Raw genomic sequence first — 26,237 nt, forward strand, 5'->3', positions numbered from 1 at the left:
TCTCTCAGGCGACTGGCCGACGCCAGTCGCACCTCTCTCAGGAGACAGATAATGAGTAAGACGAATCCGAGACTCAACAGTCTCATCGCCGAGCTGAAGGCGGTCTCTCGCGAGTCCGGTGCCAACATCTGGCAGGACGTCGCGGACCGTCTGGAGAAGCCGCGGCGCACCCACGCGGAGGTCAACCTCGGGCGTATCGAACGGTACGCGCGCGAGGACGAGACCGTCGTCGTCCCCGGCAAAGTGCTGGGGAGTGGGGCGCTGCAAAAGAACGTTACAGTCGCGGCGGTCGACTTCTCGTCGTCCGCTCGAACGAAGATCGAACAGGTCGGGGACACCGTGGCGCTCGAACGCGCCATCGAGGAGAACCCCGAGGGAAGCAACGTGCGGGTGATCCGATGAGCCTCGCAGAGTTCGACGCCGACGTCGTCGTCGACGCGCGAAACTGCATCGTCGGCCGCGTCGCCAGCGAGGTCGCCCAGCGGGCGATCGCCGGCGAGACGGTCGCCATCGTCAACGCCGAGGACGCCGTCATCACGGGGTCTGAGGACGACGTGATGGCGACGTACAAGAAGCGCGCTGACGTGGGTTCGGACCGCGGACCGCACTACCCGACGCGGCCGGACGGCATCTTCAAGCGCGCCGTGCGCGGAATGGTTCCGCACAAGAAACAGCGCGGTCGCGAAGCGCTCTCGAACGTCCGCGTCTACGTGGGCAACCCGTTCGACGAGGACGGCGAGGCGCTCGATGAGACCACGCTGGATCGACTCTCGAACATCAAGTTCCTCACGCTCGGAGAGATATCCGAGAACTTGGGGGCGAAAGTCACATGGTAACGAACACCTCTGGTAAGAAGAAGACGGCCGTCGCCCGCGCCACCGTGCGCGAGGGCGAGGGTCGCGTCCGAATCGACTCCCAGCCGGTCGAGCTCGTCGAACCGGAGATGGCCCGCCTGAAGATGCTGGAACCGTTCCGCATCGCCGGCGAGGATCTCCGGTCGCAGGTCGACATCGACATCAGCGTCTCCGGCGGCGGCTTCGCCGGACAGGCCGACGCCGCGCGGACGGCGATCGCCCGCGGGCTGGTTCAGCACCTCAACGACGCCGAACTCCGCGACGCGTACATGGAGTTCGACCGCTCGCTGCTCGTCAACGACGTGCGTCAGTCCGAGTCCAAGAAGTGGGGCGGACCGGGCGCGAGAGCGCGCTATCAGAAGTCCTACCGCTGAGGTGATCCAACTATGATGATACCCGTCCGGTGTTTCACCTGCGGCAACGTCGTCGGCGAGCACTGGGACGAGTTCAAAGAGCGCGCCCGCGAGGGCGATGAGGACCCCGCCGCAGTGCTCGACGACCTCGGTGTCAATCGGCACTGCTGCCGACGGATGATGGTGTCGCACAAGGACCTCGTCGACGTCGTCGCCCCCTACCAATGAGCGGAAAAACACAGTACAACCGGTACGAGAAGGCCCGAATCCTCGGCGCACGAGCGCTGCAGGTATCTTACGGCGCGCCCGTCCTCGTCGACACCGACCAGTCGGAACCGATCCTGGTCGCCGCCGAGGAGTACGACGCCGGGGTCCTCCCGTTCACGGTCAAGCGAGAGGGGAACTGAGATGACGCGTATCGCGAACGTCTCGCTCCGTCGCATCCTCGACTCGCGGGGGAACCCGACCGTCGAGGCCGACGTCCTGACCGAGTCGGGCGGCTTCGGCCGCGCGGCAGCCCCAAGCGGGGCGAGCACTGGCGAGTACGAGGCGATCGAACTCGATCCCGCGGAGGCCATCGCCGCGGCCCGAGAGCACGCGCTCCCGCGACTCGTCGGCGAGGTCTACGCCGGAAACCAGCGCGAGGTCGACGCCGCTCTGCACGCTGCGGACGGCTCCGACAACTTCTCGCAGATCGGCGCGAACAGCGCCGTCGCCATCTCGATGGCGGCCGCGAAGGCCGGAGCTGACGTCCTCGGCGCGCCGCTGTACCAGCATTTAGGAGGTACCTTCCGTGGGGAGTCGTTCCCGACACCCCTCGGTAACGTCGTCGGCGGCGGCGAGCACGCCAAGGAGGCGACCCACATCCAGGAGTTCCTCGCCGCGCCCGTCGGCGCACCGAGCGTCTCCGAGGCCGTCTTCGCGAACGCGGCCGTCCACGCGCGCATCTCCGAGATCCTCGACGACCGCGGTGTTCCCGCGGCGAAGGGCGACGAGGGCGCGTGGGCCCCGCCGATTTCGGACGCGGAAGCGTTCGAGGTCGTCGACGAAGCCGTGGACGACGTGAGCGACGAACTCGGCTTCGAGATCGGCTTCGGTCTGGATATGGCCGCCGCCGAACTCTACGACGCCGACGAAGACGGCTACGTCTACGGCGACGAAGTCAAATCGACCGCCGAACAGGTCGACTACGTCGCAGAGATGGTCACCGAGTACGACCTCGTCTACGTCGAGGACCCCCTCGACGAGGACGACTACGAAGGCTTCGCGGAACTCACAGCGCGCGTCGGCGACCAGACGCTGGTCTGCGGCGACGACCTCTTCGTGACGAACGTCGAGCGCCTGCAGGCGGGCATCGACGCCGACGCCGCCAACTCGATCCTCATCAAGCCCAACCAGATCGGCTCGCTGTCGGACGCCTTCGACGCGATCGAACTGGCGACCGAGAACGGCTACGAGACGGTCATCTCTCACCGCTCGGGCGAGACCGAGGACACCACCATCGCACACCTCGCCGTCGCCACCGACGCCGGTTTCATCAAGACCGGTACGGTCCAAGGCGAGCGAACCGCCAAACTCAACGAACTCATCCGCATCGCGGACGACGCAGTATGACTGAGAACGACAACGACGCGGTCGAAGTCGTCGACGACGATTCCGAGGTGGCCGAGGCGGCCGCCGAAGACGTCGAAGCGACCGAGGCCGACGCTGAGACGACCGAACCGGTCGCCGAGGCCGCCGAGGAGGTCGACGCCGACGACGGCGCGGCCGCCGACGAGGCTGCCGAGGCCGAAGCAGACCCCGAGCCGACGTTCGACGAGGACGTGATGCCCGACGACGAGGCAGACCTCCTCATCCCCGTCGAGGACTACCTCTCTGCGGGCGTCCACATCGGGACCCAGCAGAAGACCGAGGACATGGAGCGGTTCATCCACCGCGTCCGCGACGACGGGCTGTACGTGCTGGACGTCAGCCAGACCGACTCGCGGATCCGGACGGCCGCGGACTTCCTCGCGAACTACGACCCCGAGCAGATCCTGGTCACGAGCTCGCGGCAGTACGGCCGCTTCCCGGCGACGAAGTTCGCCGACGCAGTCGGCGCGCGCGCTCGCACCGGCCGGTTCATCCCGGGCACGCTGACGAACCCCGACTACGCCGGCTACATCGAGCCCGACGTCGTCGTCGTCACCGACCCGATCGGTGACGCCCAAGCGGTGAAGGAGGCCATCACGGTCGGCATTCCCGTCATCGCGATGTGCGACTCGAACAACCAGACCAGCAACGTCGACCTCGTCGTCCCGACGAATAACAAGGGTCGACGCGCGCTGTCGGTCGTCTACTGGCTGCTCGCCAACGAGACGCTCGACCGCCGCGGCACCGACACCGTCTACGCCCTCGAAGACTTCGAGGACGAGATCTAACGACATTCGACGTCCGCAGAGACTTTTCTCGCTCCATACCAGACCACGCTCTGACAGCGACGCACTCGTCCCGTGACCGTCGTTGAGTCCGACGGTCACCTCGATCCGACGACCACAGTTCCGAGCCAGCCAAACGGTTATTCGCGTCTATCCCATAACTGTGCGTATGCCGAAACTCCTCGATCAACTCACCGTCGCAGAACTCGCTGCGGCGCTCGACGCCGGCGAAGACCTCACAGTCATCGATACCCGCCCGCCGGAGAGTTTTGAGGCGTGGCACGTCCCGGGGGCGATAAACGTCCCCTATCACCCGGTCGAGGGGCTCGGCGCGAACCTCGGCTGGGACGATGTCGACGACATCGTCGACGGGAAGCGAGTCGCCACTATCTGCGGGAAGGGTCTCTCCTCGACCTCGTTCGGCATCGAGCTGTCGACGCGCGGCTACGACGACGTCCAAGTCGTCAAAGGCGGGATGGAAGACTGGAGCAAGCTCTACGACGTCGTCGAGGTCGAGACCGACGGGGACCTGTTCGTCGCGCAGATCCAGCGACGCGCGAAGGGCTGTCTGGGCTACGTCGTCGGCGACGAGCGCGCGGGGGAGGCGCTCGTCGTCGATCCGACGCGCCAGCACCACGAGTTCGAGCTCGTCGCCGCCGACAACGGGCTGGTGATCACGGGCGTCCTCGACACGCACGTCCACGCCGACCACGTCTCCGGCGGCCGCGCGCTGGCCGAGCGTCTCTCTGTCCCCTACTACCTGAGCGCCGACGCCGACGAGCGCGGTGTCGCGTTCGAGTACGAGCCGATCGCCGACGGGGACACGCTCTCGGTCGGCGATATCGATCTCACGGTTCTCGCCGCCCCGGGGCACACCACCGAGCTCGTGAACCTGCTCGTCGACGGGACGTACCTCCTCTCGGCGGACACGCTGTTCGTCGAGTCCGTCGGCCGCACGGAACTGGAGTTCGGCGAAGGGGGCGCAGAACGCGGCGCGAGGTTGCTCTACGAGACGCTCCACGAGCGGTACGGTTCGCTCTCTGAGGACGTGGTCGTCCTCCCGGGACACGTCTCCGTCGACGCCGACGGCCGCTTCGGCGTCGGTGCGCCCGGCAAGCTGATCTCGGCCACGCTCGGCGAGCTCCGATCGCAACTCGACCTGCTCGTCCTCGACGAGCCGGCGTTCGTCGAGCGGCTCACCGGCGACAGCAACGAGAAGCCGCCGAACTACCGGCTCGTCATCGACGTGAACCGCGGACGGCTCGAACTCGACGAGAGCGAGGCGACCGAGGTCGAGTTGGGACCGAACAACTGCGCGGCGTAGGAACGGATATTTGCGCGGCGTAACGGAGTTCGCCGCATTCGACCGTCGGAACAAGGGTTTTGCGTACCGGACCCAACCACACCGTATGGACCTCTTTCGGAGCGTTCGCGCGATCGCCGGGGCGTCTGAGAGCGGCGATGGCCGCCCCGGGTACATCGACTGGGAGGCCGTCGCGACTGCCGCCAAGAGCGCGACCGACGCCGGGAATCTGGAGTTGACGCCCGCGGACCGTCAAGGCTACGCAGCGGACGTACGCGACGCCCGCGAGCGACTGCGATCGGTGGGCGGCCTCGACTTCGACGTCCCCGAGACGATCGAGGTGCAGAACCGCCACCACTGGATCGACGCGAACGTCGCGACGTTCCGCCGGGTGATGCGTCCCGTCGAATCCGAGATGCGCGTCGCGTTCCCGAACGCGACGCGCGTGATCAACACCGGGTCGATGTCGTTCGTGCTCTCGTTTCTCGCCTCGCACGTCCTCGGGCAGTACGATCCGCTCTTGCTGGCCGACGGCGACGCGTCGTCTGCGGCAGGAGCCGGAGATACCGACGGCGACGCGGCCCACAGCCTCTTTTTCGTCCATCCGAACATCGTCGCCGCCGCGGCGGAACTCGACGTCGACTACCCGCGGTTCCGCCGGTGGATCGCGTTCCACGAGGTCTCACACGCCGCGGAGTTCGGAGCCGCGCCGTGGCTCTCCGAACACCTCGAATCCCGGATGGAAGACGGGCTGGAGACGCTCGCGAGCGGCGGAATCGACCGCGAGGCGTTCCACGATCTCAACGTCGCGATGACCGCCGTCGAGGGCTACGCGGAGATGCTGATGGACCGCGCGTTCGACGCCGAGTACGCCGATCTCCGCGCGAAACTCGACGCGCGACGCCGCGGCGGCGGTCCGGTCGCTCGGATCGCGCGACGATTGCTCGGTCTCGGACTCAAGCGGCGGCAGTACGAACGCGGCGCGCGCTTCTTCCGATCCGTCGCCGACGAGCGCGGGGTCACCGCCGCGGCCGCCGTCTGGGAACGTCCGGAGAACCTCCCGACGAGCGCCGAGTTGGACGATCCCGCGCGATGGCTTCGGCGCGTCGACCCGTAGCTCCGAGGTGTTGAGGCGGCCGGGGCCGACTCGCGACCGTCATACTCTTTCTCCCTCGGGGCGACGGTCGGACGTATGCGCGTCAGAGACTGGCAGGACATCCTCGCGGACGTGACCGACGCCGACGTCGACCCCGACGGCTGGCGGGCCGTCGCGGGAGAGCGACGCCGCGGTCTCGGGGAGGACCTCTACCTCGGACATCCGAACGCGGGCGTCTACGCGCTCAAGACGTACGCGAAGAGCCCTGTCGAACTCCGCGGCGTCGGGAGCCGCGTCGCCCGCCGGATCGACGAGGACCTCGAACCGCTCTTGCCGCGGCAGGAACGCGACGAGCCCGCGCGGTTCGCCGTCAGGTCGCCCCCCGAGGACGAAGACCACGCGAAGTCGATGGCGAAGCGACTCGAAGAGGCGGTGAAGGTGCACGCCGACGCGCCGACGACGCCCGAGGACTTCTTCGACGATATGATGGACGCCCTCGAGAGCCCGGCGTTCGGCCCGATGGACTACGAGTTCGACGGCCGACCGGAGCGCCTCGACGACCTCACAGACGAGTTCGCCGACGCCGACGAACTGCTCTCGAAGGACCTCGACGAACTCGTCGAGGAAGACGGCGTCGACAGAGGCTTCCAGTGAGCTCATTTATTCGATCCCACGGGCGGGTGTCGTGAGTGGTCGGTCCCAGCCTCACCGACGAGGATCGCGACGTCGCGAGCAAACGGCTCAAACTCGGATTCGTGGGGCTCGTCGGGATCTCCGGTGCGCTCATCGCCGTCCAAGGCGGCGGGTCCGAAGCGGTGATCGCGGCGGGCTTCGCGGCCGGTCTCGTCGTCGGCGCGGTGCTGTTGTGGTTTCTGCTCCGCTGGTGGGCGGAGTTCCTGCCCGCGCCGCGGAACGGTCGCTGAGTTTTCCACGTCCTGACCGCTAGAACCGCGCCGACCGATAGCGTCTTACCGCGCGACGCGCAGGTACGCCACGTGAAACTGCGCGGCCGCGTCGTCGACGTCGGCGACGAGCGCGAGGTGGAGACGAAGTACGGCTCGCGGACGCTCGCCGAGTTGACGCTCCGTCCGGAGAGTGATCACTCGGTGACGAACGACGACCAAGACGCTGCGACGAACGGCGGCCAAACGACACTCGACGATGCGGGCGACGACGAGACAGACGAGCAGGCCGGAGACGGGGCCGACGAAACGCTCACACTGACACTCTGGGGGAAGTGGACCCACACCGTCGAGCACGCCGAGCCCGGAATGGAGCTGCTCGCGACCGACGTCGACACTTCGGAGTACCGCGGCGAGACGACGTACGCGACCACCGGCGACTCGCGGGTCGTCCTCGAACCCGGGTTCCTCGTCGACGTGACCGACATCCGCTCGTGGGTGCAGTGCCCGCGGATGTATTATTTGAACAAGCTTTCGGGGATTCCGCTGAACTACCCGGTCGTCAAGGGGACGATCGTCCACGAGGTGTTCGGCGACCTTCTTCGGGACCGCGACCTCGACGACTCGATAGACGAACGGGTCGAAGAAGCGGGACTCGAGTTGGGACTGCTCGGCCACGACGCCGGCGAGGTGCGCGACGAGGTGCGGCGCAACGCGGCCGCGATCGAGGGCTGGCTCGAGCAGGGAACGTTGACCGAGGAGGACGCTTGGCGCTCCGAATACACGCTCATCTCGCCGACGTTCGGGATCAAGGGTCGCGCGGACGCGCTCCGCCGCGGGACGCCGGTCGAACTCAAGACGGGGAAGAACACCAACCGCGAGCCCCGTTTTCAGGACAAGATTCAGGCCGCCGCCTACGCGCTCGTGCTCGACGAGCGGGGCGTCCCGGCCGATACGGGGACGCTCCTGTACACCAAGAACACGGCGCTCGAACGCAACGAGGAGAGCGGGGATCTCTCGCCCGCGAAGGACTTCTCGATCGGCGACGGCTTACTCGACTTCGTCGTCCGCACGCGCAACGAGATCGCGGCGATGGAGTTCGATTCCTCCGTGCCCACTGGCTACGAGGCCGACGCGCGCTGTGAGTACTGCTTCGAGCAGGACACCTGTATGGTCGTCTCCGGGCGACTCGACCAGGAGTCGAAGGCGGGGAAGATCGGCTCGCCCGTCCCAGAGGAGGAGCGAGAGTACTTCGAGCGATTCTACCGCGCCACCGAGGCCGAGCGCCGCGAGGTCCACGCCGAATACCGCAAGCTCTGGGAGCAGTCCGCCGAGGAACGCGCCGACGACGACCGGGCGCTGATCGACCTCGAACCGACCGACAGACGCGAACTCGATGACGGTCGCTGGGAGATGCGCGCGAGAAAGCCCGGCACCGCCGTCTCGAAACTCCGTGCGGGCGACGTCGCGCTCGCGAGCGACGGCGACCCGGTTTCCGGGCACGCCGAGCTGTGTCGGATCCGCGAGTTGGGCCGGGAGGTCGTCGTCACCGCTGACGAACCAGTATCGGTCCGACGGCTCGACGTCTACCCCTCCGAGATCGGCGTCGACCGGATGCTCACCGCGCTGCACGACTTCGTGCTGAAGGGCGACCCCGACCGCAAAGACGTGCTGTTCGGTCGACGAGAGCCCGGATTCGGAGACCGATCTGCGGGAGAAACCTACGTCGACAACAACGACGCACAGGACCGCGCGGTCCGACTCGCGGTCGACGCGGAGGACTTCGCGCTCGTCCACGGGCCGCCGGGGACCGGCAAGACGTACACGATCGCCCAGATCGTCCGCGCGCTCGTCGACCGCGGCGAGCGCGTGTTGCTCTCGGCCTTTACGAACCGCGCGGTCGATAACGCCCTCGAGGCGGTTCGCGACGCGGGCGTCGACGACGTCGTCCGCGTGGGAAGCGAGAACGGCGTTCGCGAGGACATGCTGGACGTCCGCTTGGAGCGCGGCGGCGAGCCGAACGAGCGGGCGGCGGCGCTGCGGGAGGCGTCGGTGGTAGCCGCCACCACGGCTGCCTGCGGCTCGCGCGTGATGCGCGAGCAGGCGTTCGACGTCGCGCTCGTCGACGAGGCCTCACAGCTCACCGAGCCGGGGACGCTCGCGGCCGTCGGACTCGCCGAGCGGTTCGTCCTCGTCGGCGACCACGAGCAACTTCCGCCCGTCGTGAGAGCGGGCGGGGCGCAGAGCGCCCCGGAATCAGCGAGCGGCGAGCGAGCGGCGAAGCCGCGAGCCGAGAACGACCTCCAGACGTCGCTTTTCGAGCGCCTCATCGAATCCCACCCCGACGCGTCTGTCCTGCTTGACCGACAGTACCGGATGAGCCAGCGAATCCAGGCCTTCTCCTCGACGGAGTTCTACGACGGCGCGCTCAGACCGGCGACCGGCGCGGTCGCGGGCCAACGGCTCTCGGATCTGGGTGTCGACGAATCTGCCTTGCCGACCGAACTCCGCGACCCCGTCGCCTTCGTCGATCCCGGTGGCGAGCGCATCGGCAACACCAACCCCGCGGAGGCCGATCGGGTCGCCGAGATCGTCGAGGCGTACGTCGCGGCGGGGGTCGACCTCGACGACATCGGCGTCATCGCGCCGTTCCGCGCACAGGTAGCCGAGATCTCCCGGCGGACGGACGTGACCGTCGACACCGTCGATCGCTTCCAAGGATCGGCCAAAGAGGTGATCGTCGTCTCGTTCGTCGCGACCGGCTCGCTCGACGGGCCGATATTCGAGGACTACCGCCGCATCAACGTCGCACTGACCCGGGCGAAGAAGTCCCTCGCGCTCGTCGGCGACGCCGACGCGCTCGCCTCAGATCCGTTCTACGCGCGACTGTTGTCGTGGGCGCGGCGGTAGGCGGCGTACGCGTCGAACGCTACGCCGAGTCGCCCTCGCCATCGATCGACTCCATCACGCGCTCGTGGAACTCCCGCAACACGGCGCTCTCGTCCTCGGCGAGCACGACGTCGCTGGCGAGCAGCGTCGCGAGGCCGAAGGCCCGGGGCGTCGGCGAGTCCACCCGTTTCGAGACGACCTCGACGTCGCCGGCGTCGATCCCCGCGAGCGCGCGCTCGACGGCCGCGACGTTCAGTTTGTCCTCGACGATCTCCCGATAGGTCTCCTCCATCACCGCGAACTCGTCGAGTTCGTCGGCGAACGACAGCAGCATCTCCGCGGAGACCTGCTGTTGGGCCGCCGACTTCTCGTAGCCCTTGTACCGCTTTAAGATCATCAGCGCGCGGGTGGCGTTGATCCGGAAGTAGCGCTTGAGCAGGTCCGTCTCCGCGAGCGCATCGCGCAGGTCGTCTCGGACCGTTTCGGAGTCGAGGTCGGCGAGCACGCCCGCGACGTCGACCTTCCGATTCAGCGGCATAGAGAGTGAAAATCCGTTGTCCGCGACCGCAATCTGGACGTTGGTATTCGAGCGGTTCGCACAGCGTGCGGCGACGAGTCGCGAGAGCCCGTCGTTGAACCGCCGCCCGAAGGTCGAGTGCACGTAGAACTTCCTTCGGTACGTCTCCCGATCGAGCGTCTCCTCGACGACGAGCCGCTCGTCGGTTGCGACGCTCTCGGGGCCGCAATAGCGACGCTGCTCGTCGAACAGGCGCGTGATCGCGCGCACGGCGTTCTCGTCGATCGGGAACGCCCGGAGCCACTCGCGGACAGCGGGGGGACCGCCCGAATCGAGTTGGTCAAGGAGTTCCGCTTGAAACGAGCCGATCTCGCGGCCGAGGTCGTACGACAGCGGCAGCCGTTCGGAAAACCACGAGGGGACCGTCGCCTCCTTGCTCGTCCGATCGACGTACACCTTCGAGCCGCGCCGGTAGCGGTAGGCGAACCGCTCGCCGCCGAGGACGAACACGTCGCCTTTCTCCAGCGTGTCGAGGTAGTCCTCGTCGAGCGTGCCGACCCACTCGTCGCTCTGCCGGACGACCACGTCGCAGGTGAACGAATCCGGGATCGTCCCGATGTTCGTCATGTAGATCACGCGGGCGAGTCGGCCGCGCTTGCCGAGCAGCGGCTCGCCGACGGCGAAGTCGCCGTAGTGGTGCTCGCCGTCGGGCGCATCGTTGGTGTCGCGCCAGACTTTCGCGTAGACGTTCTTCTCTTCGAGACCGTCGTAGTCGGCGGTGAGATACCGGAGCAGCCGCTCCCAGTCGCCGTCGGTGTAATTCCGATACGGGTACGCCCGGCGGAGCGTCGCGAGCACGTCGGCCTCCCTGCGCACGTCGTTGATGGTCATCCCGTAGACGTGCTGGGCGGCGACGTCGTGGGCGTTCTCGGGCACGAACACCCGGTCGACGAAGCCGTCTTCGGCCTTTCGAAGCATCACCGCGCACTCGACGAGTTCGTCGCGGTCGAGCGCGATCACCCGCCCCTCGACGGTTTGTCCCAGACTGTGTCCCGCGCGGCCGACGCGTTGCAACAGCGACGCGACCGATTTGGGAGAGCCGACTTGCACCACGAGGTCGAGATGCGGCATATCGATACCCAACTCGAGGCTCGTCGAGGTCGTGACGACGTCCAAGGAGCCGTCTTTCAACCCCTCCTCGACGGCCTGCCGTCGCTCCTTCGAGAGGCTGCCGTGGTGACAGCCGGAGTTGGCGTCGTCGTAGTCGTCGAAGCGCTCCCGTAGGGTTTCGAGCACGCGCTCTGCACCCGACCGGGTGTTCGTGAAGACAAGCGTGTTCTCGTGGGAGGCGATCAGCTCGTGCAACCGGTCGTAAAAGCCCGATTGAATCGTCGACCGCGGCGTGTGGATCAGGTCGTCGGTCGGACACTCGAGTCGGAGATCGAAGTCGCGGACGAACCGCGTGTCGACGATTTCGCAGTCCCGAGGGTCTCCGTCCCCGTCGCGCCCGACGAGGAACTCGGCCATCTCCGAGAGCGGCTCGACCGTCGCCGAGCAGCCGATCCGCGTCGGCGACGCCTCGGTGAGCGCTTCGAGGCGCTCTAAGGAGACCGACAGGTGCGTCCCGCGCTTGTTGGCCGCGAGGCTGTGAATCTCGTCGACGACGACGTACTCGACCGTTCGGAGCTTCTCTCTGAACTTCGGTGCGTTCAGGAGGATCGCGAGCGTCTCCGGCGTCGTGTTGAGGATGTGCGGCGTCTCCTCGAGCATCCGCTGGCGCTCGCTCGACTCGGTGTCGCCGTGCCGGATCGCGTGCCGTACCTCGACGGCCTCGCTTCGCTCGTCCATCCGCGATTCGATCCCCTCTAGGGGAACCGTGAGGTTGCGGTGGATGTCGTTCGCGAGCGATTTCAGCGGCGAGACGTACAGGCAGTACACCGAGTTGTCGAGGCCGTCCTCGCGCTCTCGACCGCGCCGAAACAGCTCGTTCAAGATCGCGGTGAAGCTCGAAAGCGTCTTCCCGCTCCCGGTCGGCGCACAGACGAGCGCGTTCTCGCCCTCGTCGACGAGCGGGATCGCCTCGCGCTGCGGCGGCGTGAAGAACCCGCCGTTCTGGTCGACGTAGCGGCCGAACTCTTCGACCCACCACTCTCGAACGGCCGGTTCGAGGCGATCGAGCACGTCGTCGTCGGCGATGTCGACGGCGTCGGGATCGAACTCGAACGGGTCGGTTTCGAGTGCAACGGCTGCGCCGCTGTCGGCAGTCTCGTCACCGGCGTCGGCCGCCGCTGCGTCGTCGGCGACTCGTCGGAGCAGTTCGCGCCCGGTCGGCGGCATCGTGTGGAGGTAGGAGCGGACGGATAAGTGGGTTCTGCCCGCTTCCGACGTACCACTCCGAAGACCGTCCCTCTTCAACGGAGGCGGATCCCCACACGGCAGATGGTTCTCCCCGGCGTGTCGTGGCGAACAGCTGGCACCCACATCGGCGACGCGCGGCCTCCTCGACGCCGCACCCGCTCGTTCCCACGTCGGCGTGCCAGGCAACCGCGGCCCGACGCGGGGTCGTGTCTACGTCACGGGGGCTGTGGCCGCCCGTTCGTATATAAACGTCCGCACGGCGGTCCGTCGGAGCGGCGTCCCGGTCGCCGGAGGCCCACCTCGATTCGCCCGAACGGTTTTCGACCAGCGTCGTCTACGGAACCGTATGCGCCTGACCTTCCTCGGGACCGGCAGCGCGATGCCCGTTCCCGACCGCGTCCAAGCCGGCCTGCTCCTCGAAAGCGCGGACCGAGCCCTCCTCGTCGACTGCGGCAGCGGCGTCCTCCACCGACTCGCCGGAACCGACGTCGGCTACGAGGGCGTCTCGACCGTGCTCCTCACGCACCACCACCTCGATCACCTCGCCGACCTGCTCCCGCTTTTGAAGGCGCGCTGGCTGGCCGGCGAGGAACACCTCGAAGTCGTCGGCCCCCTAGGGACGAAATCCCTCCTCGACGGCCTGCTGTCCGTCCACGATTACCTCGACGGGCGCGTCGACCTGAGCGTCCGTGAAGTCGGCCCGACCGACTTCTCGGTGGCGGGGTTCGACGTGTCTGCGACCGAAATGACGCATTCGATGGACTGTCTGGCCTACCGGTTTTCGGATCCCGACGCCGGCGGGTCCGCGGGCGACATCGTCTTCTCCGGAGACGGCGAGGCCGAAGCGAGTCTCGCGAACTTCGCCGACGGCGCGGCCGTCCTCGCTCACGACTGCTCGTTCCCCGACGACGTCGACGTCTCGAACCACCCGACTCCGTCGCAACTGGGCGACGTCTTGGCGGGTCACGACATCGGTCGCGTCTACCTCACTCACCTCTACCCACACACCGAGGGCCGCCACGAGGAGATGCTCGACTCGATCCGCTCGCGCTACGACGGCGACGTCAGGTTCGCGCGTGATGGCCTTCAAGTAGATGTCGAGTGAGCGTGCCGTTCACGTCGTCGAGGCGCTCTCTCCCCCGTCGACGGGCACGGCGGCACCCGAGATAAACGACGACGCTGGCGAGGAGAGGAACGCGACGGTTTGGCCAAACCGGTCCGGGTCTCCGAGGCGGCCGAGTGGGATATTGCTCGCGCGTGCTTCCAGTCCGGCCGCGAACGAGTCGTATCTGCCGTCGGTAACGCCGTCTTCGACGCGTTTTTCTACCCGAGGTGTTCTGTGCGTTCCCGGGAGAACGGCATTCGTTCGAACGTCCGGCGCGAACTCCTTCGAGAGGGTCTTCTCTAGGCCGATAACCCCCGAACGGACCGCGTTCGAGAGCACGAGGTTGTCTGTCGCCTCTTTGACGCGCAGCGAGCCGATCGTCACGACCGTTCCGCACGCGCTCTCACGGAGATGCGGCTCCGCCGCCCGGACCGTCCGAACGACGCTCATCACGAGCAGGTCGAACGCGTCGTACCAGTCCTCATCGCTCGTTTGGAGAAACGGCATCGCCGGCGGTCCCCCGGCCGAGGTGACGAGGTGATCCAACTCGCCGAACTCCTCGACCGTTCGATCGACGAGCGCGTCGCCCGCCGTCGGGTCGGTGAGGTCGACGGCGTGTCCGATAACGGACGTACCGTCCGCAGCAGCGTCGCGGATGTCGTCGACCGCGGTCTCGAGTCGCGTTTCGTCTCGTCCGTTCACGACGACGTTGGCACCTTCTGCAGCGAGAGCCCTTGCTGAGGCTTTTCCCAGCCCGCTGCTGGATGCCGTCACGAGCGCCGTGTTTCCGGCTATCTCCACGTCCATAGTCCGGGAGATAGCTCGGTACACAAAAGCCTTGATTCGTCGCCCGGTCGGTGACGATGAACCACCGGTCGGGATTGCGAACACGATCGAGATACGGACTCACGGAAGCACCCGTGAACGAGAGGTCGTCTCAACGCGCGGAATGTCTCCCCGAGTTATCCGCCGCGGCAACTGTTTACTCGCTCCGGATTGAAGGGCCGGTATGAACGACGTCATCTCGGGACTCGAAGGCGACCTCCGGTCCAACGGGATCAACGTCGAGTCGATCGATCCGAGCGGTGAGGTCGTCGAGTTGGTCTATCTCACCACCTTTCCCGACGTCTCGGTGAACCACCAAGAGATGGGTCGGGCGCTCCGCACGTTCGTCGAGGCCATAGAGCACGACGAGTGGAACCCGAAGCGCGTCGAGGCGACGGTGCTTCGCCACGAGGACGATGTCCAAGGGACGTGGCACGCGGAGGCCGAGTGGTTCCGGCAGTACGTCGACTACGACATCAGCGGCGAGGAGTTCTCCGAACGGGTCATCGCGACGCTCTCGGGGGATCGACGGTGACGGTTCGACGTCCCGAATCCGACGACCGAGACGCGGATCGCAACTCGGATCGTCGTCGGAGACCATCGAGATACGACTTTTCGACGGTGAAACTGACGTTCCGCAGCGGCGGCGAGCGCTGCGTCGGACGGCTCTACCGACCGGACCGCCCCGCCGACCCCGCGCTGATCGTCCTCGGTGGCGGCCCGATCGGAGCCGAGGGCGCGGGCCTCGATCGCTTCGCGGAACACCTCGCCGCGGCGGGGTACGCGGTATTCCACTTCGACGAGCGGAATTCGGGCGGCAGCGACGGCGAGCCGCGAAACCTCCTCTCGCCGTCCCGGCAGCGCGCCGACTGGGAAGCCGCGCTCGCGGGACTGCGCGGTCGGAGTGACGTCGCTACCGACCGTCTCATCCTCTGGGGCGTCGACCTCGCGGGCGGGACCGTCCTCGACGTCGCCGCCGACGATCCGCGGGTCACCGCGGTCGTTTCGCAGACACCGATCCTCTCCGGGCGCGCGTTCCTCCGCGAACGGGGGCTCGGCTTCTTCGCTCGGGGGACGCTCGCGGGCGTCCGCGACCTGCTGCAGTCCCGCATCCGCGGCCCGCACACGGTCTCTGTCGTCGACGACGGCGAGGGTGATAGCGGCCTCGCACTCGTGTCGACGCCGAGCGCGGACCGCGCCTATCGCGACCTCGCTGACGACGACTGGGAGAACCGTACCCCGGCGCGAACGCTCCTCGCGCTGGCCCGCCACACGACCGACGAGGACCGCGAGCGACTCTCCTGCCCCGTTCTGTTCGTCGGCGGCACGCGCGACGACGTGGTCCCGATCGAGTCGGTCGAAGCCGCGAGCGACGCGCTCGCCGACGCGACGCTGGTCCGCCTCCCCGCGGGCCACTTCGACCTCTACGAGGGCACGGGGTTCGAGCAGGCGATCGGGCACGGTCTCGCGTTCGTCGATGCGGTCGTGGAGCGGTAGCGGTTTCGAGACCCCGTCGGGCGGTAGCGAGCCGACGTCCCGTTGGGTGATGGCGATTCCGGGACCCGGTCGGCGCAACCGTCTTTTAGCCCCCGAACGGACTATGGGAAATGAGCCTCACGCGAACCGTCGAACTCGAGGGCCACATCATCGATTCGGGGACGCTCCAGCGCGCCTTCGGGATCGTGATGGACTTCGGCGGCAGCTTCGAGATCGAGACGTTCGACGTCGGGCGGCACAAAGACGAGACGTCGTACTGCCGGATGACCGTCAGCGCCGACGACGAGCGGTCGCTCCGGGAGATCCTCCACGAACTGCACCAAAATGGCGCGAACCTCGCGGATCCCGTCGACGCGCGGGTCGAGCCCGCCCCGGCGGATCAAGTCGTCCCACAGGGCTTCTACTCGACGACGAACCACCCGACGGAGATCAGATACGACGGCGAGTGGATCCCCGTCGAGCACATCGAGATGGACTGCGCGATCGTGGTCGAGCAATCGGCGGGTGACAATACCGACGCCCGGGCGTACACGAAAGTCCTGAACGCGATCCGCGAGGGCGACCTCGTCGTCACCGACGAGGCGGGCATCCGCGTCAAGCCGCCGGACCGGCCCCGCGATTCCTCCGGCCCGTTCGGCTTTATGCAGGGCGGCGTCTCCTCGGAACGGCCCTCCGAGTCGCTGATCCGGGAGGTCGCCGACGCGATCGTCGCGACCGAAGAGCGGGACGAGTCGGTGCTGGTCGTCGCCGGTCCGGCGGTCATCCACGCGGGCGGCGGCGACGACCTCGCCCGACTGATCCGCGAGGGCTATGTCGATCTGCTCTCGGCGGGCAACGGCTTCGCCACCCACGACATCGAGCACGGCCTCTACGGGACGTCGCTGGGAATGGATATGGAGACGATGGAACACCCCCGAAAGGGCCACAAACACCACATCTATGCGATCAGCGAGATCATCCGCGCCGGCGGCATCGAACCGGCGGTCGCGGAGGGAATCGTCACCGAGGGCGTGATGTACGAGTGCGTCGAGAACGACGTGCCCTACGTGCTCGCGGGGTCGATCCGCGACGACGGACCGCTGCCGGACACGATCACTGACGCGGTCGAGGCGCAAGAGGCGATCCGCGAGCAGGCCCGGGAGGCCGACCTCGTGCTGCTTCTCTCCTCGCTGCTGCACTCGGTCGCGGTCGGCAACTGCCTCCCGTCGACGACGAAGGTCGTCTGCGTCGATATCAACCCCGCGACGGTGACGCAACTGCTCGACCGCGGCAGTTCGCAGGCGATCGGGATGGTGACCGACGTCGGGACGTTCGTCCCGCTGCTCGCCGACGCGGTGCTGGATTCCGCAGCGTAGCGTCAGTGCGCTGTCCCCTCGCTCACTCGACGTCTTCGAGCGGAACGACGACCATCGGCCGGTTCGAGTGCAGCAGGATGCGCTGGGCGGTGCTGCCGAAGACGACCTTCGCGGTCGGGTTCCGCTTTCTGATGCCGATAGCGATCTCGTCGGCGTCGATCTTCTCGGCCTGTTCGAGGACGTCCTCGTAGGGGTCGTTACCGCGGACGAACTGGTGGGTCTCGACCGTCGCGATGCCTCCGAGCCGCGAGGAGACGACGTTGAGCGCCTCCTCCCCGTCGCGGATATCACCGACGTCGGTCTTGTCGCCGCCGCGCTGTGAGTTCACTGCGTGGATCTCGTCGCTGCCGGAGATCCGGTCGACGAGGTAATCGCAGAGTCGCGCGCTCGTGTCGACGTGGTTCGTCGCGAGGACGTAGGTTGTCATACGTTGTTTCCCGTGTGCGGACACCAAAAATCCACCACACCAGACCCCTCGTTCGATCGGCCGCTTGCGACGACAGCCGGACGCAGCCGGGTCCTCCACTCAAGTCATCCCCGTCCGACGGGGACGTATGGATCGACAGCGGTTCCTGTTTGTCTCCGCCGACGCGGCGCTGATCACCGACCTCGCGTGGCAGATCCACCGCGAGGGCCACGACGTGAAGTACTACATCGAGTCCGAGCGCGACAGAGAAATCGGCGACGGGTTCGTCCCGAAAACCGACGACTGGCGCGCCGAAGTCGAGTGGGCGGACGTCATCATTTTCGACGACATCTGGGTCGGCTCCGACATTGGTACTGGCGCGCTCGCTGAGGAACTTCGTGAGGACGGGAACGCCGTCGTCGCCGGGACGCCAAACACCGATCACCTCGAAGAGGATCGGGGGTACGCGATGGAGATTCTCGAAGACCACGGTGTGAATACCGTCGACCACCACATCTTCTACGACTTCGATGCCGGCGTCCAGCACGTTCAGGAGAACCCCGCCCCGTACGTGATCAAGCCGCTCGGCGAAGTCCAGAACGTCAAGCGCTTGCTGTACGTCGGTAACGAGGACGACGGGAGTGATGTGGTGGATGTCCTGAAGGCGTACAAGAAGGCGTGGGGTCACCGTATGAAGGGCTTCCAGCTCCAGCGGAAGGTCGAGGGCGTTGAAGTCGCTATCTGCGGGTTCTTCAACGGCGAGCGGTTTATTGACCGAGTCAATTTCAACTTTGAACACAAGAAATTGTTCCCGGGAAACATCGGCCCCTCGACCGGCGAGATGGGGACGTCGATGTTCTGGGCGGGCCAGAACAAATTGTTCAAAGAAACCTTTGGTAAAATCGAAGACTGGCTCGCCAACGAGGGCTACGTCGGGAGTATTGACTTGAACTGCATCGTCAACGAGAACGGGATCTACCCACTGGAGTTCACACCGCGGTTCGGGTACCCGACGATTGCGCTGCAGGAAGAATCAATCGAGTCGTCCACTGGCCAGTTCTTCTATGATCTCGCCCACGGCAACGACCCCGGGTTAGAAGTTCACAACGGCTACCAGATCGCCGTTCGAATCGTCCTGCCACCGTTCCCGTTCGACGATGAGAAAACGTACGATGAGAACTCTCGAAACGCGGCTGTGGTTTTCGAGACGGAAAGCCGCGAAGGAATTCACCTCGAAGACGCAAAGAAGATCGACGGCCAGTGGCGCGTGGCTGGCGATAACGGGATGCCCATCGTCGTGACCGGCAAAGGCGACACGATGCAAGCCGCACGTGAACAGGCGTACGGCAGGATCAACGACATCGTGATGCCCAATATGTACTACCGCGACGACATCGGCGAGCGGTGGATCGGCGGCGACGGCGACCGTCTCCAAGCGTGGGGGTATCTCGGGCCGAACGACGGAGGGCGATCCGAACCGCGTTCGTAGAACGCGAGGGCTACGGGCCCGATGCTAACTACAGAGGCCACCAATATCAACTACAGAGCCCACCGATGACCCGGATGCGATGAATTTCACTAACTGGTAACCACGGATCCACCTTTTTATGTTGGGTAACCGATATTGAGGTGCACTATGTCTACCCAAGAAGTCACACTCCGGAGCACGCTCGCCGGGTTCACAGCGGAGGGAAAGCTACACACGCTGAGCGTCTGGTTCATCCTCGCGCTCAGGCTGATGATCGGATTGGCGTTCTTTCAGAGCGGTCTCGATAAGGTGCTCTCAGGGAGTTTCAGCGCCGCGGGCTATCTCCAGAACGCGCCGCCGGCGAACGGAAGCCCGGTCGCCGGCCTGTTCGTCGCGATGGGAGAGACGCCGTGGTTCGTCGACTTCGTCAACGTCGCTGTCCCGTGGGGAGAGGTGTTTATCGGACTCGGGGTCATATTCGGCGTCCTGACGCGGTTCGCGGCGTTCTGGGGCGCGTTTATGATGCTCCTGTTCTACCTCGGGAACTGGGACATCTCCCACGGCTACATCAACGGCGACTTCGCGTACATGCTCGTGTTCCTCTCTGTGGCCGCGTTCGGTGCCGGACGGATCCTCGGACTCGACAGCTACATCGAGCAGTACGACATCGGCGGCGAATCGCTGATCGAACGGTATCCGTGGATGCGGTACCTCCTCGGCTGACGCAGCTATCGCTTTTTTTACGCCGAACCGCTTGGGCCGCGTAGATAGACGGCCAGCGCTCCGAGCACGCCGACCCCGACAGCCGCGAAGAGCGCGACGACAGCACCGATACCGACACCGAACAGAATGACTGCGAACGCGACGAGGAACGTGGCGGCGAACGTTCCGAGCGCGTTCGCAAGCGTCTGCGAGTCGTCGTCGCCGGCGCGGGACGCGAAGAGCACGAGCGCGGCCACGGCAGAACCCGCGAAGATGCCCACTGGCAGCGCGACGAACACCGAGAACTCTATCGTCGGCAGCAGCAGTTCGATCACCGCGACCGCGGTCAAGAGGAAGGCGGCGCCCCCCGCGAGGACCGCCAAGGCAACTGCGCGAATATTCATACCGTAGACACGGAGGGCGCGGTGAAAAATACGCACTCGCTACTGTGTCGGTGACCGCAGTTCTCCGCGGGTGTCACGGATCGACTCACGCGATCACGAGCCACGCGAGCAGGACTACGAGACCGCCGAGGGAGGTCGAGGCGACGGCGTGGATCCGCAGTCTGTCCAAGAGCGCGTGCGCGTCACCGGAAACGGCGAGGAGATCGTGAATCTCGCTGCCGATCTCACATCGCGGGAGAAAGTCCATCGCGACGTGGAGGAACACGCCGGCGGCGAAACCGAAGACGAGCCCCCGAACGGGTCCGGCCGCCGGGAGCGCGACCATCGACGAGGCGAGTCCCGCGAGGCCGACGCCGGTCGCGGGAAGCAGCAGCACCGACCAGTCGCGTCCGGTGTTCACGAGGCGGCGCGCCGCGGCGTACCCGGCGGGCCCCTTGTGCGAGACGATCGCGAGGCCGAGAAGCGGCCCCAGTTCCGGCATATTCCCGTAGATGATTCCGATGATCGCCCCCGCCGAGAAGGCGTGGGCGGTCAACTCCGCGACCGTCCGGTCCATAGGGAGGTCCATATGTGCCAACCGGTGGCCGATCGTGTGGGAGGCGAACCCCGCTAAGAGACCGAACGCCACGCCGAAGCCGCCCCACTGCGGGTGCTGTCCGATCGCCTGCGGCACAAGGAAGACCGCCGCGCTCGTCACCATCGCACCCGCGGCGAGGCCGTAGCCCCAGACCAACGCACCGGCGCTCTCGTTCCTCGTTCTCGCGCCCAATGGTGCGGCCAGCGCCATCGCGAGGAACGCGACCCACGAGATGCCGACGAGCTTTGCGGCGTTCGTCACGTCGACGACGACCGCGAGCGCCGACAACCCGACGAGTCCGATCGTCGCGCCGACTCCGAGCCGAGAAATTGACGTCACGATATGAAATCTTTATCCTAGATTAATAACTCTCTCGTTCCGCTGTCTCCCTCGGTCAGTCGGCGGATTTGGCCAGCCGATTTATACCGATCACGCACCACTGGTTCGCTATGGATGCGCTCTCGGATCTCCGCTCTGTCGACGGCGCGGACGTCGTCGTCATCGGCGGGGGCTTTGGCGGTCTCTCGACGGCCTGCTATCTCGCCGGTGCCGGTGCCGACGTGACGCTGCTCGAAAAGAACGAGCAGCTCGGCGGACGCGCGAGTCGGCTCGAAGTCGACGGCTTCCGCTTCGATATGGGCCCCTCGTGGTACTTGATGCCGGACGTTTTCGAGCGGTTCTTCGGTCACTTCCGCCACGAACCCTCCGATTACTACGACCTCACGCGGCTCGACCCGCACTACCGGATCTTCTTCAAAGACGGCGACCGGGTGGATATGGTCCCGGACCTCGAACGGAACCGGGAGGTCTTCGAGTCCTACGAACCCGGCGCGGGCGAGCGCTTCGACGACTACCTCGAAAAGTCGAAAACGAACTACGAGGTCGGGATGAAGCACTTCGTCTACGAGGACCGTACGTCGGTTTCGGACTTCCTCGATTGGGACGTCGCGAAGCACGCCCGCGGCCTCTCGCTCGTCGGCTCGATGCAGCGCCACGTCGAGAAGTACTTCGATCACCCGAAGCTCCAGCAGATAATGCAGTATACGCTGGTGTTTCTCGGCGGCGCGCCGACGAACACCCCGGCGCTATACAACCTGATGAGCCACGTCGACTTCAATATGGGCGTGTACTACCCCGAGAACGGTATCGGCGGCGTCGTCGACGGCATCGTCGCCCTCGGCGAGGAACTCGGCGTCGACTTCCGAACCGACGCGCCCGTCACCGCAATCCGGGGGAGTGAGGGGGCGTTCGTCGTGCGGACCGAGGAGAGAGAAGAGTTCTACCCCGACTACGTCGTCAGCGACGCCGACTACCGACACACCGAGATGGAACTGCTCCCGCCGGAAAAACGGCAGTACGACGAGGACTACTGGGAGTCCAGAACCTACGCGCCCTCCGCGTTCTTACTCTATCTCGGCGTCGAGGGCGACGTCGACCCGCTCGAACACCACACGCTCGTCCTCCCGACCGACTGGGACGAGCACTTCGAGCGGATCTTCGACGATCCGGCGTGGCCTGAGGATCCGGCGTACTACCTCTGTGTTCCCTCCGAGACCGACGACGACGTCGCGCCCGAGGGTCACTCGAACCTCTTCGCGCTCGTGCCAGTCGCCGCGGGCTTGGAGGACACGCCCGAACTGCGCGCGGAGTTCCGCGACCTCGTGTTGGACGACATCGAGGCGAACACCGGCGTCGACCTCCGCGACCGGATCGTCGTCGAGGAGTCCTTCTGCGTGAACGACTTCGCCGAGCGCTACAACAGCACGAGGGGGACCGCGCTCGGGCTCGCGCACACGCTCCGACAGACGGCGCTGTTCCGACCGCCGCATCACTCCTCGGAGGTGGAGGGACTGTACTTCACCGGCTCGTTCACGACGCCCGGCATCGGCGTCCCGATGTGTCTGATCAGCGGTGAACTCACGGCCGAGGCGATGGCCGAACGGGTCGCCTGATCGAATGACGGCTCACACTCGAACAGCGGACCGAGTCCGAACGGCGGAGCGGGTCAAAACGGCTGAGCTGATTCGAAGAGAGGAATTGACCCGATGAGAACACCCACTCGAACCGCGAGACTGACGGGACGACTTCGGTACCTGTTGACGCTGTCGCGGCCGCGCTTTTGGTTCTACCTCGCCGGACCCGTCGTGGTCGGCGTTGCCTACGGCGCGGAGACGACTACGGACCTGTTCACGCCGGCGACGCTCGGCCTGTTCGCGTACTTCCTCCTCCCGGCGAACGTCTTCCTCTACGGCGTCAACGACGTCTTCGACGCCGATGTCGACGTCGACAACCCGAAGAAAGACGAACGCGAGGCGCGCTGGCGGGGAGATTCCGTCGTCGCGGTTCTGATCGCCGCGTCGACGCTCTCGGGCGTCGCCGCCTTCGCCGTCGCCCCGTTCGTCGCGTGGCCGTACCTGCTGGGATTCTTCCTCCTCGGGTTGCAGTACTCCGCGCCGCCGCTGCGTTTCAAGACGACGCCGTTTCTCGATTCGCTCTCGAACGGGCTGTACATCCTCCCGGGCGCGGCCGCGTACGCCGCGGTCGCAGGCGCGCATCCCCCGGTCGCGGCGGTCGCGGGCGCGTGGCTCTGGACGATGGGGATGCACACGTTCTCGGCGATCCCCGACATCGAACCCGATCGCGAGGCCGGGATCCGAACCACGGCGACGTACCTCGGCGAGCGGCGCACGCTCGCGTACTGTCTGGTCTGTTGGCTCGCCGCCGCGCTCGCCTTCGCGCTCGTCGACATCAGACTCGGTGTCCTCCTCGTCGCGTATCCGGCGCTCGTGTTTGCCATCTACCGAGCCGACGTCGACGTCGAGCGCGCGTACTGGTGGTATCCGTTGGTGAACACGGCCGTCGGCGCGCTCTTGACGATGGGCGGGCTCTGGAGGCTCGTCTATGCCTGAAAGTGGCGACACACCCGCAGGTGAGTCGCTAACGACTCGGATTCCCCGGACGCGCACCGAGTGGGAGGCCCGACTGGAGCGACTCGTCCGCGAGAACCGGTTCACCATCTCGGTGTTCTTCCCGCTCAACGGCATCGTCCTCCTGCTCGCCAGCGCCGAGGGCGTCCTCCCGGATCCACTGGCGTTCAACGGGTTGTTGATCCTCCTCGGGACGCTCGTGATGCGCTCGCCGCTCGTCGTCGGCGTGCTCCCGATCACCGACCGCCGGGCGGCCGCGGGCGTCGGCGCGCTGACGCTGTACGCCTACGGGATCGAGTACCTCGGCGTGCACACCGGCGTTCCCTACGGGGAGTTCTTCTACGGGGTCGACCTCGGGCCGATCGTCGCCGGCGTCCCGCTCGGGCTGCCGGTCTTTTTCATCCCGCTCGTGATGAACGCGTATCTGCTCTGTCTGCTCCTCTTGGGCGAGCGCGTCGCCCGGACCGGAGTTCGTCTCCTCGCGGTGATCGCCGTGGTGCTGGCGATGGATGTCGTCCTCGACCCCGGAGCCGTTGCGCTCGGCTTCTGGGTGTACCCGAACGGGGGCGCGTTCTACGGCGTCCCGCTGTCGAACTACGCCGGGTGGGTGCTCTCGGCCACCCTCGCCGTCGTCGCTCTCGACTGGGGGTACGATCGCCGCGCGCTCCGGAACCGACTCGACGACTGCGAGTTCCTGCTCGACGACCTCGTCTCCTTCGTCATCCTCTGGGGCGGGATCAACGCGTGGTTCGCCAACTGGATCCCCGTCGCCTGCGCGTCCCTGTTCGGCTTCGGCCTCCTCAAGACAGACCGGTTCGACGCGCCGCCCGCGCGGCTCTCGTGGGGCCGGGCCGATCGTGGAGAGTCGGCGACGGAGCGGGAGCAGTGAGTCTGAGCGAGCCGTTGGTCCGCCGCTAAGCGTGACGGCGACCGGCGGCCGCGCTATTCGGTGAACCCGCGGATCCATCCCGAGACCCGACGACCGAGGGCCCCGGAGGACCACGGCCACCACGTTCGATCGGTCGACGGTCCCGAGTGACCGGGCCCTCGGGTCGCATCGCTCTCGTCGGGGTACGGGACGACGCTGACCCGGCGGAACACGGCGACCGGGTCGCGCTCGAACGCCCAGTATAGTCGGGTCTTCGCGAGCAACAGCAGTTTCCGCGACGTCGACAGCGACGGCGTCGTCGAGAGGACGTCACAGCCCAGTTTGCGGATCTCGCGGTGGTGGTCGGCGTAGAGGACGGCGGCCAACAGCACCGCGAACTGGCAGTCTTCGGGGAGATATCGGATACCCTCGACGCCCTCGCGGTAGAGCGCCTCCGTTCGCTGTAACTCCGATTCCATCGCCGCGCGAAAGCGCTCGTCGAACTCGAAGTTCAGCACTTGTGCTTCGGTCACACCGTGTGCTTCGAGCGTCTCTTTTGGGAGGTAGATCCGATCGCGTTCGACGACGTCCTCGCGGACGTCTCTGAGGAAGTTCGAGAGTTGAAACGCCTCGCCCAACGACGTCGCGTGCGGCAGCGCGCGCTCTGCGTTCGCCGTCTCCATAATCTGGGTCATCATCCGCCCGACGGCCGCCGCCGACCCGTCCATGTACGCTTCTAGCTCTTCGTACGTCTCGTAGCGGTCCTTCTCGATGTCCGCGAGCATCGCGTCGACGAACACGTCGACGTCCGATTCGGCGATGTCGTACCGCTCGTGGAGTTCCGCGAAGGCGGCGAGGACCGGATCGTCGGTCTCCTCGCGGCCGACCGCTTGGAGACGTAGTTCTTCGAGCCGGCGACGCTGCTCGGCCGGCGGGGCCGTGTCGGCGGCGTCGACGACCTCGTCGGCCTCTCTGAAGAACGCGTACAGCACGTACGTCGCGTGCCGAACGCGTTCGGGGAGGACGCGCGTCGCGAGGTGGAAGGTCTTCCCCGTCCGACGCTGGATCTCCTTACTCTGTCGAATCTGTTCTCGTTTCACCATCGTTACGTCTCACGGTTCAGGACGTCTCGTCGCGGTGCCGTCGGACCACACATCTGTCACTCAATGGACGGACCGAACTCATATAACGCTTCGTGCCGATCTGAAAGCAAATCGAACGTAACTGGAAAAAACGGCCAATAGACTCTTATACCTCAATTCGAGGGTATCGGGATATTCGTATCAGATTACCAGAACGTGTCGCTGCAGTCGTAGATCACGCCGTGCTCCGGGCAGACGTACTTGCAGTGGCGGTGGTCCATCGACCGCTCGCAGATGGGACAGGGTCGTCCCGGAAGCGCTTCGACGCCCTC

Annotated in this window: 28 protein-coding genes; 21 read left to right on the top strand and 7 right to left on the bottom strand. The window is 66.3% G+C overall.

The window, feature by feature from the left end:
• Nucleotides 1-12 precede the first annotated feature (12 nt).
• The 12 genes from U5919_RS14660 (at nucleotide 13) to U5919_RS14715 (ending at nucleotide 9,835) form a co-directional block, all read left to right on the top strand.
• Nucleotides 13-402 carry a 50S ribosomal protein L18e gene (locus tag U5919_RS14660; protein ID WP_336025601.1) on the top strand — a complete coding sequence of 130 codons (390 nt, stop codon included), beginning with the start codon at nucleotides 13-15 and terminating at the stop codon, nucleotides 400-402.
• Nucleotides 399-836: a 50S ribosomal protein L13 gene (locus U5919_RS14665; RefSeq protein WP_336025201.1), complete on the top strand. Its 438-nt coding sequence runs from the start codon at nucleotides 399-401 to the stop codon at nucleotides 834-836. The genes U5919_RS14660 and U5919_RS14665 overlap by 4 nt, the downstream gene beginning before the upstream one ends.
• Nucleotides 830-1,228 (top strand): 30S ribosomal protein S9, encoded by a 399-nt coding sequence (locus U5919_RS14670; RefSeq protein WP_336025203.1) that lies wholly within the window; start codon nucleotides 830-832, stop codon nucleotides 1,226-1,228. The genes U5919_RS14665 and U5919_RS14670 overlap by 7 nt, the downstream gene beginning before the upstream one ends.
• 12 nt (nucleotides 1,229-1,240) lie before the next feature.
• Nucleotides 1,241-1,435, top strand: coding sequence for a DNA-directed RNA polymerase subunit N (locus tag U5919_RS14675; protein ID WP_336025205.1), 195 nt, complete (start codon nucleotides 1,241-1,243; stop codon nucleotides 1,433-1,435).
• A complete protein-coding gene (locus U5919_RS14680; protein ID WP_256420487.1) occupies nucleotides 1,432-1,614 on the top strand; it encodes a DNA-directed RNA polymerase subunit K in 183 nt (60 codons plus the stop codon). Before U5919_RS14675 ends, U5919_RS14680 begins: the two co-directional genes overlap by 4 nt.
• Nucleotide 1,615: 1 nt before the next feature.
• Nucleotides 1,616-2,821 carry a phosphopyruvate hydratase gene (eno, locus tag U5919_RS14685; protein WP_336025208.1) on the top strand — a complete coding sequence of 402 codons (1,206 nt, stop codon included), beginning with the start codon at nucleotides 1,616-1,618 and terminating at the stop codon, nucleotides 2,819-2,821.
• On the top strand, nucleotides 2,818-3,627 hold the full coding sequence (gene rpsB / locus U5919_RS14690) for a 30S ribosomal protein S2 (RefSeq protein WP_336025210.1): 810 nt from the start codon (nucleotides 2,818-2,820) through the stop codon (nucleotides 3,625-3,627). Before eno ends, rpsB begins: the two co-directional genes overlap by 4 nt.
• Nucleotides 3,628-3,793: 166 nt before the next feature.
• Nucleotides 3,794-4,948, top strand: coding sequence for an MBL fold metallo-hydrolase (locus tag U5919_RS14695; RefSeq protein WP_336025212.1), 1,155 nt, complete (start codon nucleotides 3,794-3,796; stop codon nucleotides 4,946-4,948).
• An 85-nt stretch (nucleotides 4,949-5,033) separates the two neighbouring features.
• Nucleotides 5,034-6,044, top strand: a complete 1,011-nt coding sequence (locus tag U5919_RS14700) for a zinc-dependent metalloprotease (protein ID WP_336025214.1) — start codon at nucleotides 5,034-5,036, stop codon at nucleotides 6,042-6,044.
• A gap of 75 nt (nucleotides 6,045-6,119) precedes the next feature.
• Complete coding sequence (locus tag U5919_RS14705) at nucleotides 6,120-6,677, top strand: hypothetical protein (protein WP_336025215.1); 558 nt, start codon at nucleotides 6,120-6,122, stop codon at nucleotides 6,675-6,677.
• Nucleotides 6,678-6,712: 35 nt separating this feature from the next.
• Nucleotides 6,713-6,946 carry a hypothetical protein gene (locus U5919_RS14710; protein WP_336025217.1) on the top strand — a complete coding sequence of 78 codons (234 nt, stop codon included), beginning with the start codon at nucleotides 6,713-6,715 and terminating at the stop codon, nucleotides 6,944-6,946.
• A gap of 72 nt (nucleotides 6,947-7,018) precedes the next feature.
• Nucleotides 7,019-9,835: an AAA domain-containing protein gene (locus tag U5919_RS14715; RefSeq protein ID WP_336025218.1), complete on the top strand. Its 2,817-nt coding sequence runs from the start codon at nucleotides 7,019-7,021 to the stop codon at nucleotides 9,833-9,835.
• A gap of 19 nt (nucleotides 9,836-9,854) precedes the next feature.
• Here U5919_RS14715 and U5919_RS14720 read toward each other — a convergent pair whose 3' ends face one another.
• A complete protein-coding gene (locus U5919_RS14720) occupies nucleotides 9,855-12,668 on the bottom strand; it encodes an ATP-dependent helicase (protein WP_336025220.1) in 2,814 nt (937 codons plus the stop codon).
• 367 nt (nucleotides 12,669-13,035) lie between these two features.
• On the opposite strand from U5919_RS14720, the gene U5919_RS14725 reads away from it, so the two are divergent.
• Nucleotides 13,036-13,794: an MBL fold metallo-hydrolase gene (locus tag U5919_RS14725; protein WP_336025222.1), complete on the top strand. Its 759-nt coding sequence runs from the start codon at nucleotides 13,036-13,038 to the stop codon at nucleotides 13,792-13,794.
• Between the two features lie 9 nt (nucleotides 13,795-13,803).
• Here the strand turns inward: U5919_RS14725 and U5919_RS14730 are convergent, their stop codons facing one another.
• Nucleotides 13,804-14,601 (bottom strand): SDR family oxidoreductase, encoded by a 798-nt coding sequence (locus U5919_RS14730; protein ID WP_336025223.1) that lies wholly within the window; start codon nucleotides 14,599-14,601, stop codon nucleotides 13,804-13,806.
• 202 nt (nucleotides 14,602-14,803) lie between these two features.
• On the opposite strand from U5919_RS14730, the gene U5919_RS14735 reads away from it, so the two are divergent.
• From U5919_RS14735 to U5919_RS14745, 3 genes are all read left to right on the top strand, one after another.
• Nucleotides 14,804-15,154 carry a DUF8159 domain-containing protein gene (locus tag U5919_RS14735; protein ID WP_336025224.1) on the top strand — a complete coding sequence of 117 codons (351 nt, stop codon included), beginning with the start codon at nucleotides 14,804-14,806 and terminating at the stop codon, nucleotides 15,152-15,154.
• Between the two features lie 86 nt (nucleotides 15,155-15,240).
• On the top strand, nucleotides 15,241-16,116 hold the full coding sequence (locus U5919_RS14740; RefSeq protein WP_336025225.1) for an alpha/beta hydrolase: 876 nt from the start codon (nucleotides 15,241-15,243) through the stop codon (nucleotides 16,114-16,116).
• 110 nt (nucleotides 16,117-16,226) lie between these two features.
• The gene (locus U5919_RS14745; protein WP_336025226.1) at nucleotides 16,227-17,471 is read left to right on the top strand and encodes an ornithine cyclodeaminase, nickel-pincer nucleotide-dependent; all 1,245 of its coding nucleotides are present in this window, start codon (nucleotides 16,227-16,229) and stop codon (nucleotides 17,469-17,471) included.
• Nucleotides 17,472-17,493: 22 nt separating this feature from the next.
• On the opposite strand, the gene U5919_RS14750 is transcribed toward U5919_RS14745, so the two are convergent.
• Complete coding sequence (locus U5919_RS14750; RefSeq protein ID WP_336025227.1) at nucleotides 17,494-17,898, bottom strand: universal stress protein; 405 nt, start codon at nucleotides 17,896-17,898, stop codon at nucleotides 17,494-17,496.
• 127 nt (nucleotides 17,899-18,025) lie between these two features.
• Here U5919_RS14750 and U5919_RS14755 point away from each other — a divergent pair, with 127 nt between their 5' ends.
• Both U5919_RS14755 and U5919_RS14760 read left to right on the top strand, forming a co-directional pair.
• Entirely contained in the window at nucleotides 18,026-19,366 is a 1,341-nt protein-coding gene (locus U5919_RS14755; protein WP_336025229.1) for a phosphoribosylamine--glycine ligase, read from the top strand.
• A 147-nt stretch (nucleotides 19,367-19,513) separates the two neighbouring features.
• On the top strand, nucleotides 19,514-20,068 hold the full coding sequence (locus U5919_RS14760; protein ID WP_336025230.1) for a DoxX family protein: 555 nt from the start codon (nucleotides 19,514-19,516) through the stop codon (nucleotides 20,066-20,068).
• A gap of 17 nt (nucleotides 20,069-20,085) precedes the next feature.
• Here U5919_RS14760 and U5919_RS14765 read toward each other — a convergent pair whose 3' ends face one another.
• Together U5919_RS14765 and U5919_RS14770 are read right to left on the bottom strand one after the other, a co-directional pair.
• Nucleotides 20,086-20,451 (bottom strand): DUF8147 domain-containing protein, encoded by a 366-nt coding sequence (locus U5919_RS14765; RefSeq protein WP_336025231.1) that lies wholly within the window; start codon nucleotides 20,449-20,451, stop codon nucleotides 20,086-20,088.
• 85 nt (nucleotides 20,452-20,536) lie between these two features.
• A complete protein-coding gene (locus tag U5919_RS14770) occupies nucleotides 20,537-21,367 on the bottom strand; it encodes a ZIP family metal transporter (protein ID WP_336025232.1) in 831 nt (276 codons plus the stop codon).
• A gap of 110 nt (nucleotides 21,368-21,477) precedes the next feature.
• Between U5919_RS14770 and U5919_RS14775 the strand changes: the two genes are divergently transcribed.
• The 3 genes from U5919_RS14775 to cruF all read left to right on the top strand — a co-directional run bounded on the left by U5919_RS14775 (nucleotide 21,478) and on the right by cruF (nucleotide 24,844).
• Nucleotides 21,478-22,980, top strand: a complete 1,503-nt coding sequence (locus tag U5919_RS14775) for a phytoene desaturase family protein (RefSeq protein WP_336025233.1) — start codon at nucleotides 21,478-21,480, stop codon at nucleotides 22,978-22,980.
• Between the two features lie 93 nt (nucleotides 22,981-23,073).
• On the top strand, nucleotides 23,074-23,937 hold the full coding sequence (locus U5919_RS14780) for a prenyltransferase (RefSeq protein ID WP_336025234.1): 864 nt from the start codon (nucleotides 23,074-23,076) through the stop codon (nucleotides 23,935-23,937).
• Complete coding sequence (cruF, locus tag U5919_RS14785) at nucleotides 23,930-24,844, top strand: bisanhydrobacterioruberin hydratase (protein WP_336025236.1); 915 nt, start codon at nucleotides 23,930-23,932, stop codon at nucleotides 24,842-24,844. The genes U5919_RS14780 and cruF overlap by 8 nt, the downstream gene beginning before the upstream one ends.
• A 53-nt stretch (nucleotides 24,845-24,897) precedes the next feature.
• Here cruF and U5919_RS14790 read toward each other — a convergent pair whose 3' ends face one another.
• Both U5919_RS14790 and U5919_RS15960 read right to left on the bottom strand, forming a co-directional pair.
• Nucleotides 24,898-25,926, bottom strand: coding sequence for a phytoene/squalene synthase family protein (locus tag U5919_RS14790; protein ID WP_336025237.1), 1,029 nt, complete (start codon nucleotides 25,924-25,926; stop codon nucleotides 24,898-24,900).
• A 185-nt stretch (nucleotides 25,927-26,111) separates the two neighbouring features.
• Nucleotides 26,112-26,201, bottom strand: a complete 90-nt coding sequence (locus U5919_RS15960) for an HVO_2523 family zinc finger protein (protein ID WP_425604230.1) — start codon at nucleotides 26,199-26,201, stop codon at nucleotides 26,112-26,114.
• Nucleotides 26,202-26,237 lie beyond the last annotated feature (36 nt).

The sequence above is a fragment of the Halobellus sp. LT62 genome (assembly GCF_037031285.1).
Classification (GTDB): domain Archaea; phylum Halobacteriota; class Halobacteria; order Halobacteriales; family Haloferacaceae; genus Haloquadratum; species Haloquadratum salinisoli.

Bases quoted from the DNA above. Each gene is read 5' to 3' on its own strand.
- U5919_RS14790 (WP_336025237.1), bottom strand. From the start codon at position 25,926: ATGGTGAAACGAGAACAGATTCGACAGAGTAAGGAGATCCAGCGTCGG.
- U5919_RS14745 (WP_336025226.1), top strand. From the start codon at position 16,227: ATGAGCCTCACGCGAACCGTCGAACTCGAGGGCCACATCATCGATTCG.
- U5919_RS14680 (WP_256420487.1), top strand. From the start codon at position 1,432: ATGAGCGGAAAAACACAGTACAACCGGTACGAGAAGGCCCGAATCCTC.
- eno (WP_336025208.1), top strand. From the start codon at position 1,616: ATGACGCGTATCGCGAACGTCTCGCTCCGTCGCATCCTCGACTCGCGG.
- U5919_RS14735 (WP_336025224.1), top strand. From the start codon at position 14,804: ATGAACGACGTCATCTCGGGACTCGAAGGCGACCTCCGGTCCAACGGG.
- U5919_RS14760 (WP_336025230.1), top strand. From the start codon at position 19,514: ATGTCTACCCAAGAAGTCACACTCCGGAGCACGCTCGCCGGGTTCACA.
- U5919_RS14730 (WP_336025223.1), bottom strand. From the start codon at position 14,601: ATGGACGTGGAGATAGCCGGAAACACGGCGCTCGTGACGGCATCCAGC.
- U5919_RS14665 (WP_336025201.1), top strand. From the start codon at position 399: ATGAGCCTCGCAGAGTTCGACGCCGACGTCGTCGTCGACGCGCGAAAC.
- U5919_RS14750 (WP_336025227.1), bottom strand. From the start codon at position 17,898: ATGACAACCTACGTCCTCGCGACGAACCACGTCGACACGAGCGCGCGA.
- U5919_RS14765 (WP_336025231.1), bottom strand. From the start codon at position 20,451: ATGAATATTCGCGCAGTTGCCTTGGCGGTCCTCGCGGGGGGCGCCGCC.
- U5919_RS14775 (WP_336025233.1), top strand. From the start codon at position 21,478: ATGGATGCGCTCTCGGATCTCCGCTCTGTCGACGGCGCGGACGTCGTC.
- U5919_RS14670 (WP_336025203.1), top strand. From the start codon at position 830: ATGGTAACGAACACCTCTGGTAAGAAGAAGACGGCCGTCGCCCGCGCC.
- U5919_RS14755 (WP_336025229.1), top strand. From the start codon at position 18,026: ATGGATCGACAGCGGTTCCTGTTTGTCTCCGCCGACGCGGCGCTGATC.
- U5919_RS14780 (WP_336025234.1), top strand. From the start codon at position 23,074: ATGAGAACACCCACTCGAACCGCGAGACTGACGGGACGACTTCGGTAC.
- U5919_RS14695 (WP_336025212.1), top strand. From the start codon at position 3,794: ATGCCGAAACTCCTCGATCAACTCACCGTCGCAGAACTCGCTGCGGCG.
- U5919_RS14675 (WP_336025205.1), top strand. From the start codon at position 1,241: ATGATGATACCCGTCCGGTGTTTCACCTGCGGCAACGTCGTCGGCGAG.
- U5919_RS14725 (WP_336025222.1), top strand. From the start codon at position 13,036: ATGCGCCTGACCTTCCTCGGGACCGGCAGCGCGATGCCCGTTCCCGAC.
- U5919_RS14705 (WP_336025215.1), top strand. From the start codon at position 6,120: ATGCGCGTCAGAGACTGGCAGGACATCCTCGCGGACGTGACCGACGCC.
- U5919_RS14720 (WP_336025220.1), bottom strand. From the start codon at position 12,668: ATGCCGCCGACCGGGCGCGAACTGCTCCGACGAGTCGCCGACGACGCA.
- rpsB (WP_336025210.1), top strand. From the start codon at position 2,818: ATGACTGAGAACGACAACGACGCGGTCGAAGTCGTCGACGACGATTCC.
- cruF (WP_336025236.1), top strand. From the start codon at position 23,930: ATGCCTGAAAGTGGCGACACACCCGCAGGTGAGTCGCTAACGACTCGG.
- U5919_RS14700 (WP_336025214.1), top strand. From the start codon at position 5,034: ATGGACCTCTTTCGGAGCGTTCGCGCGATCGCCGGGGCGTCTGAGAGC.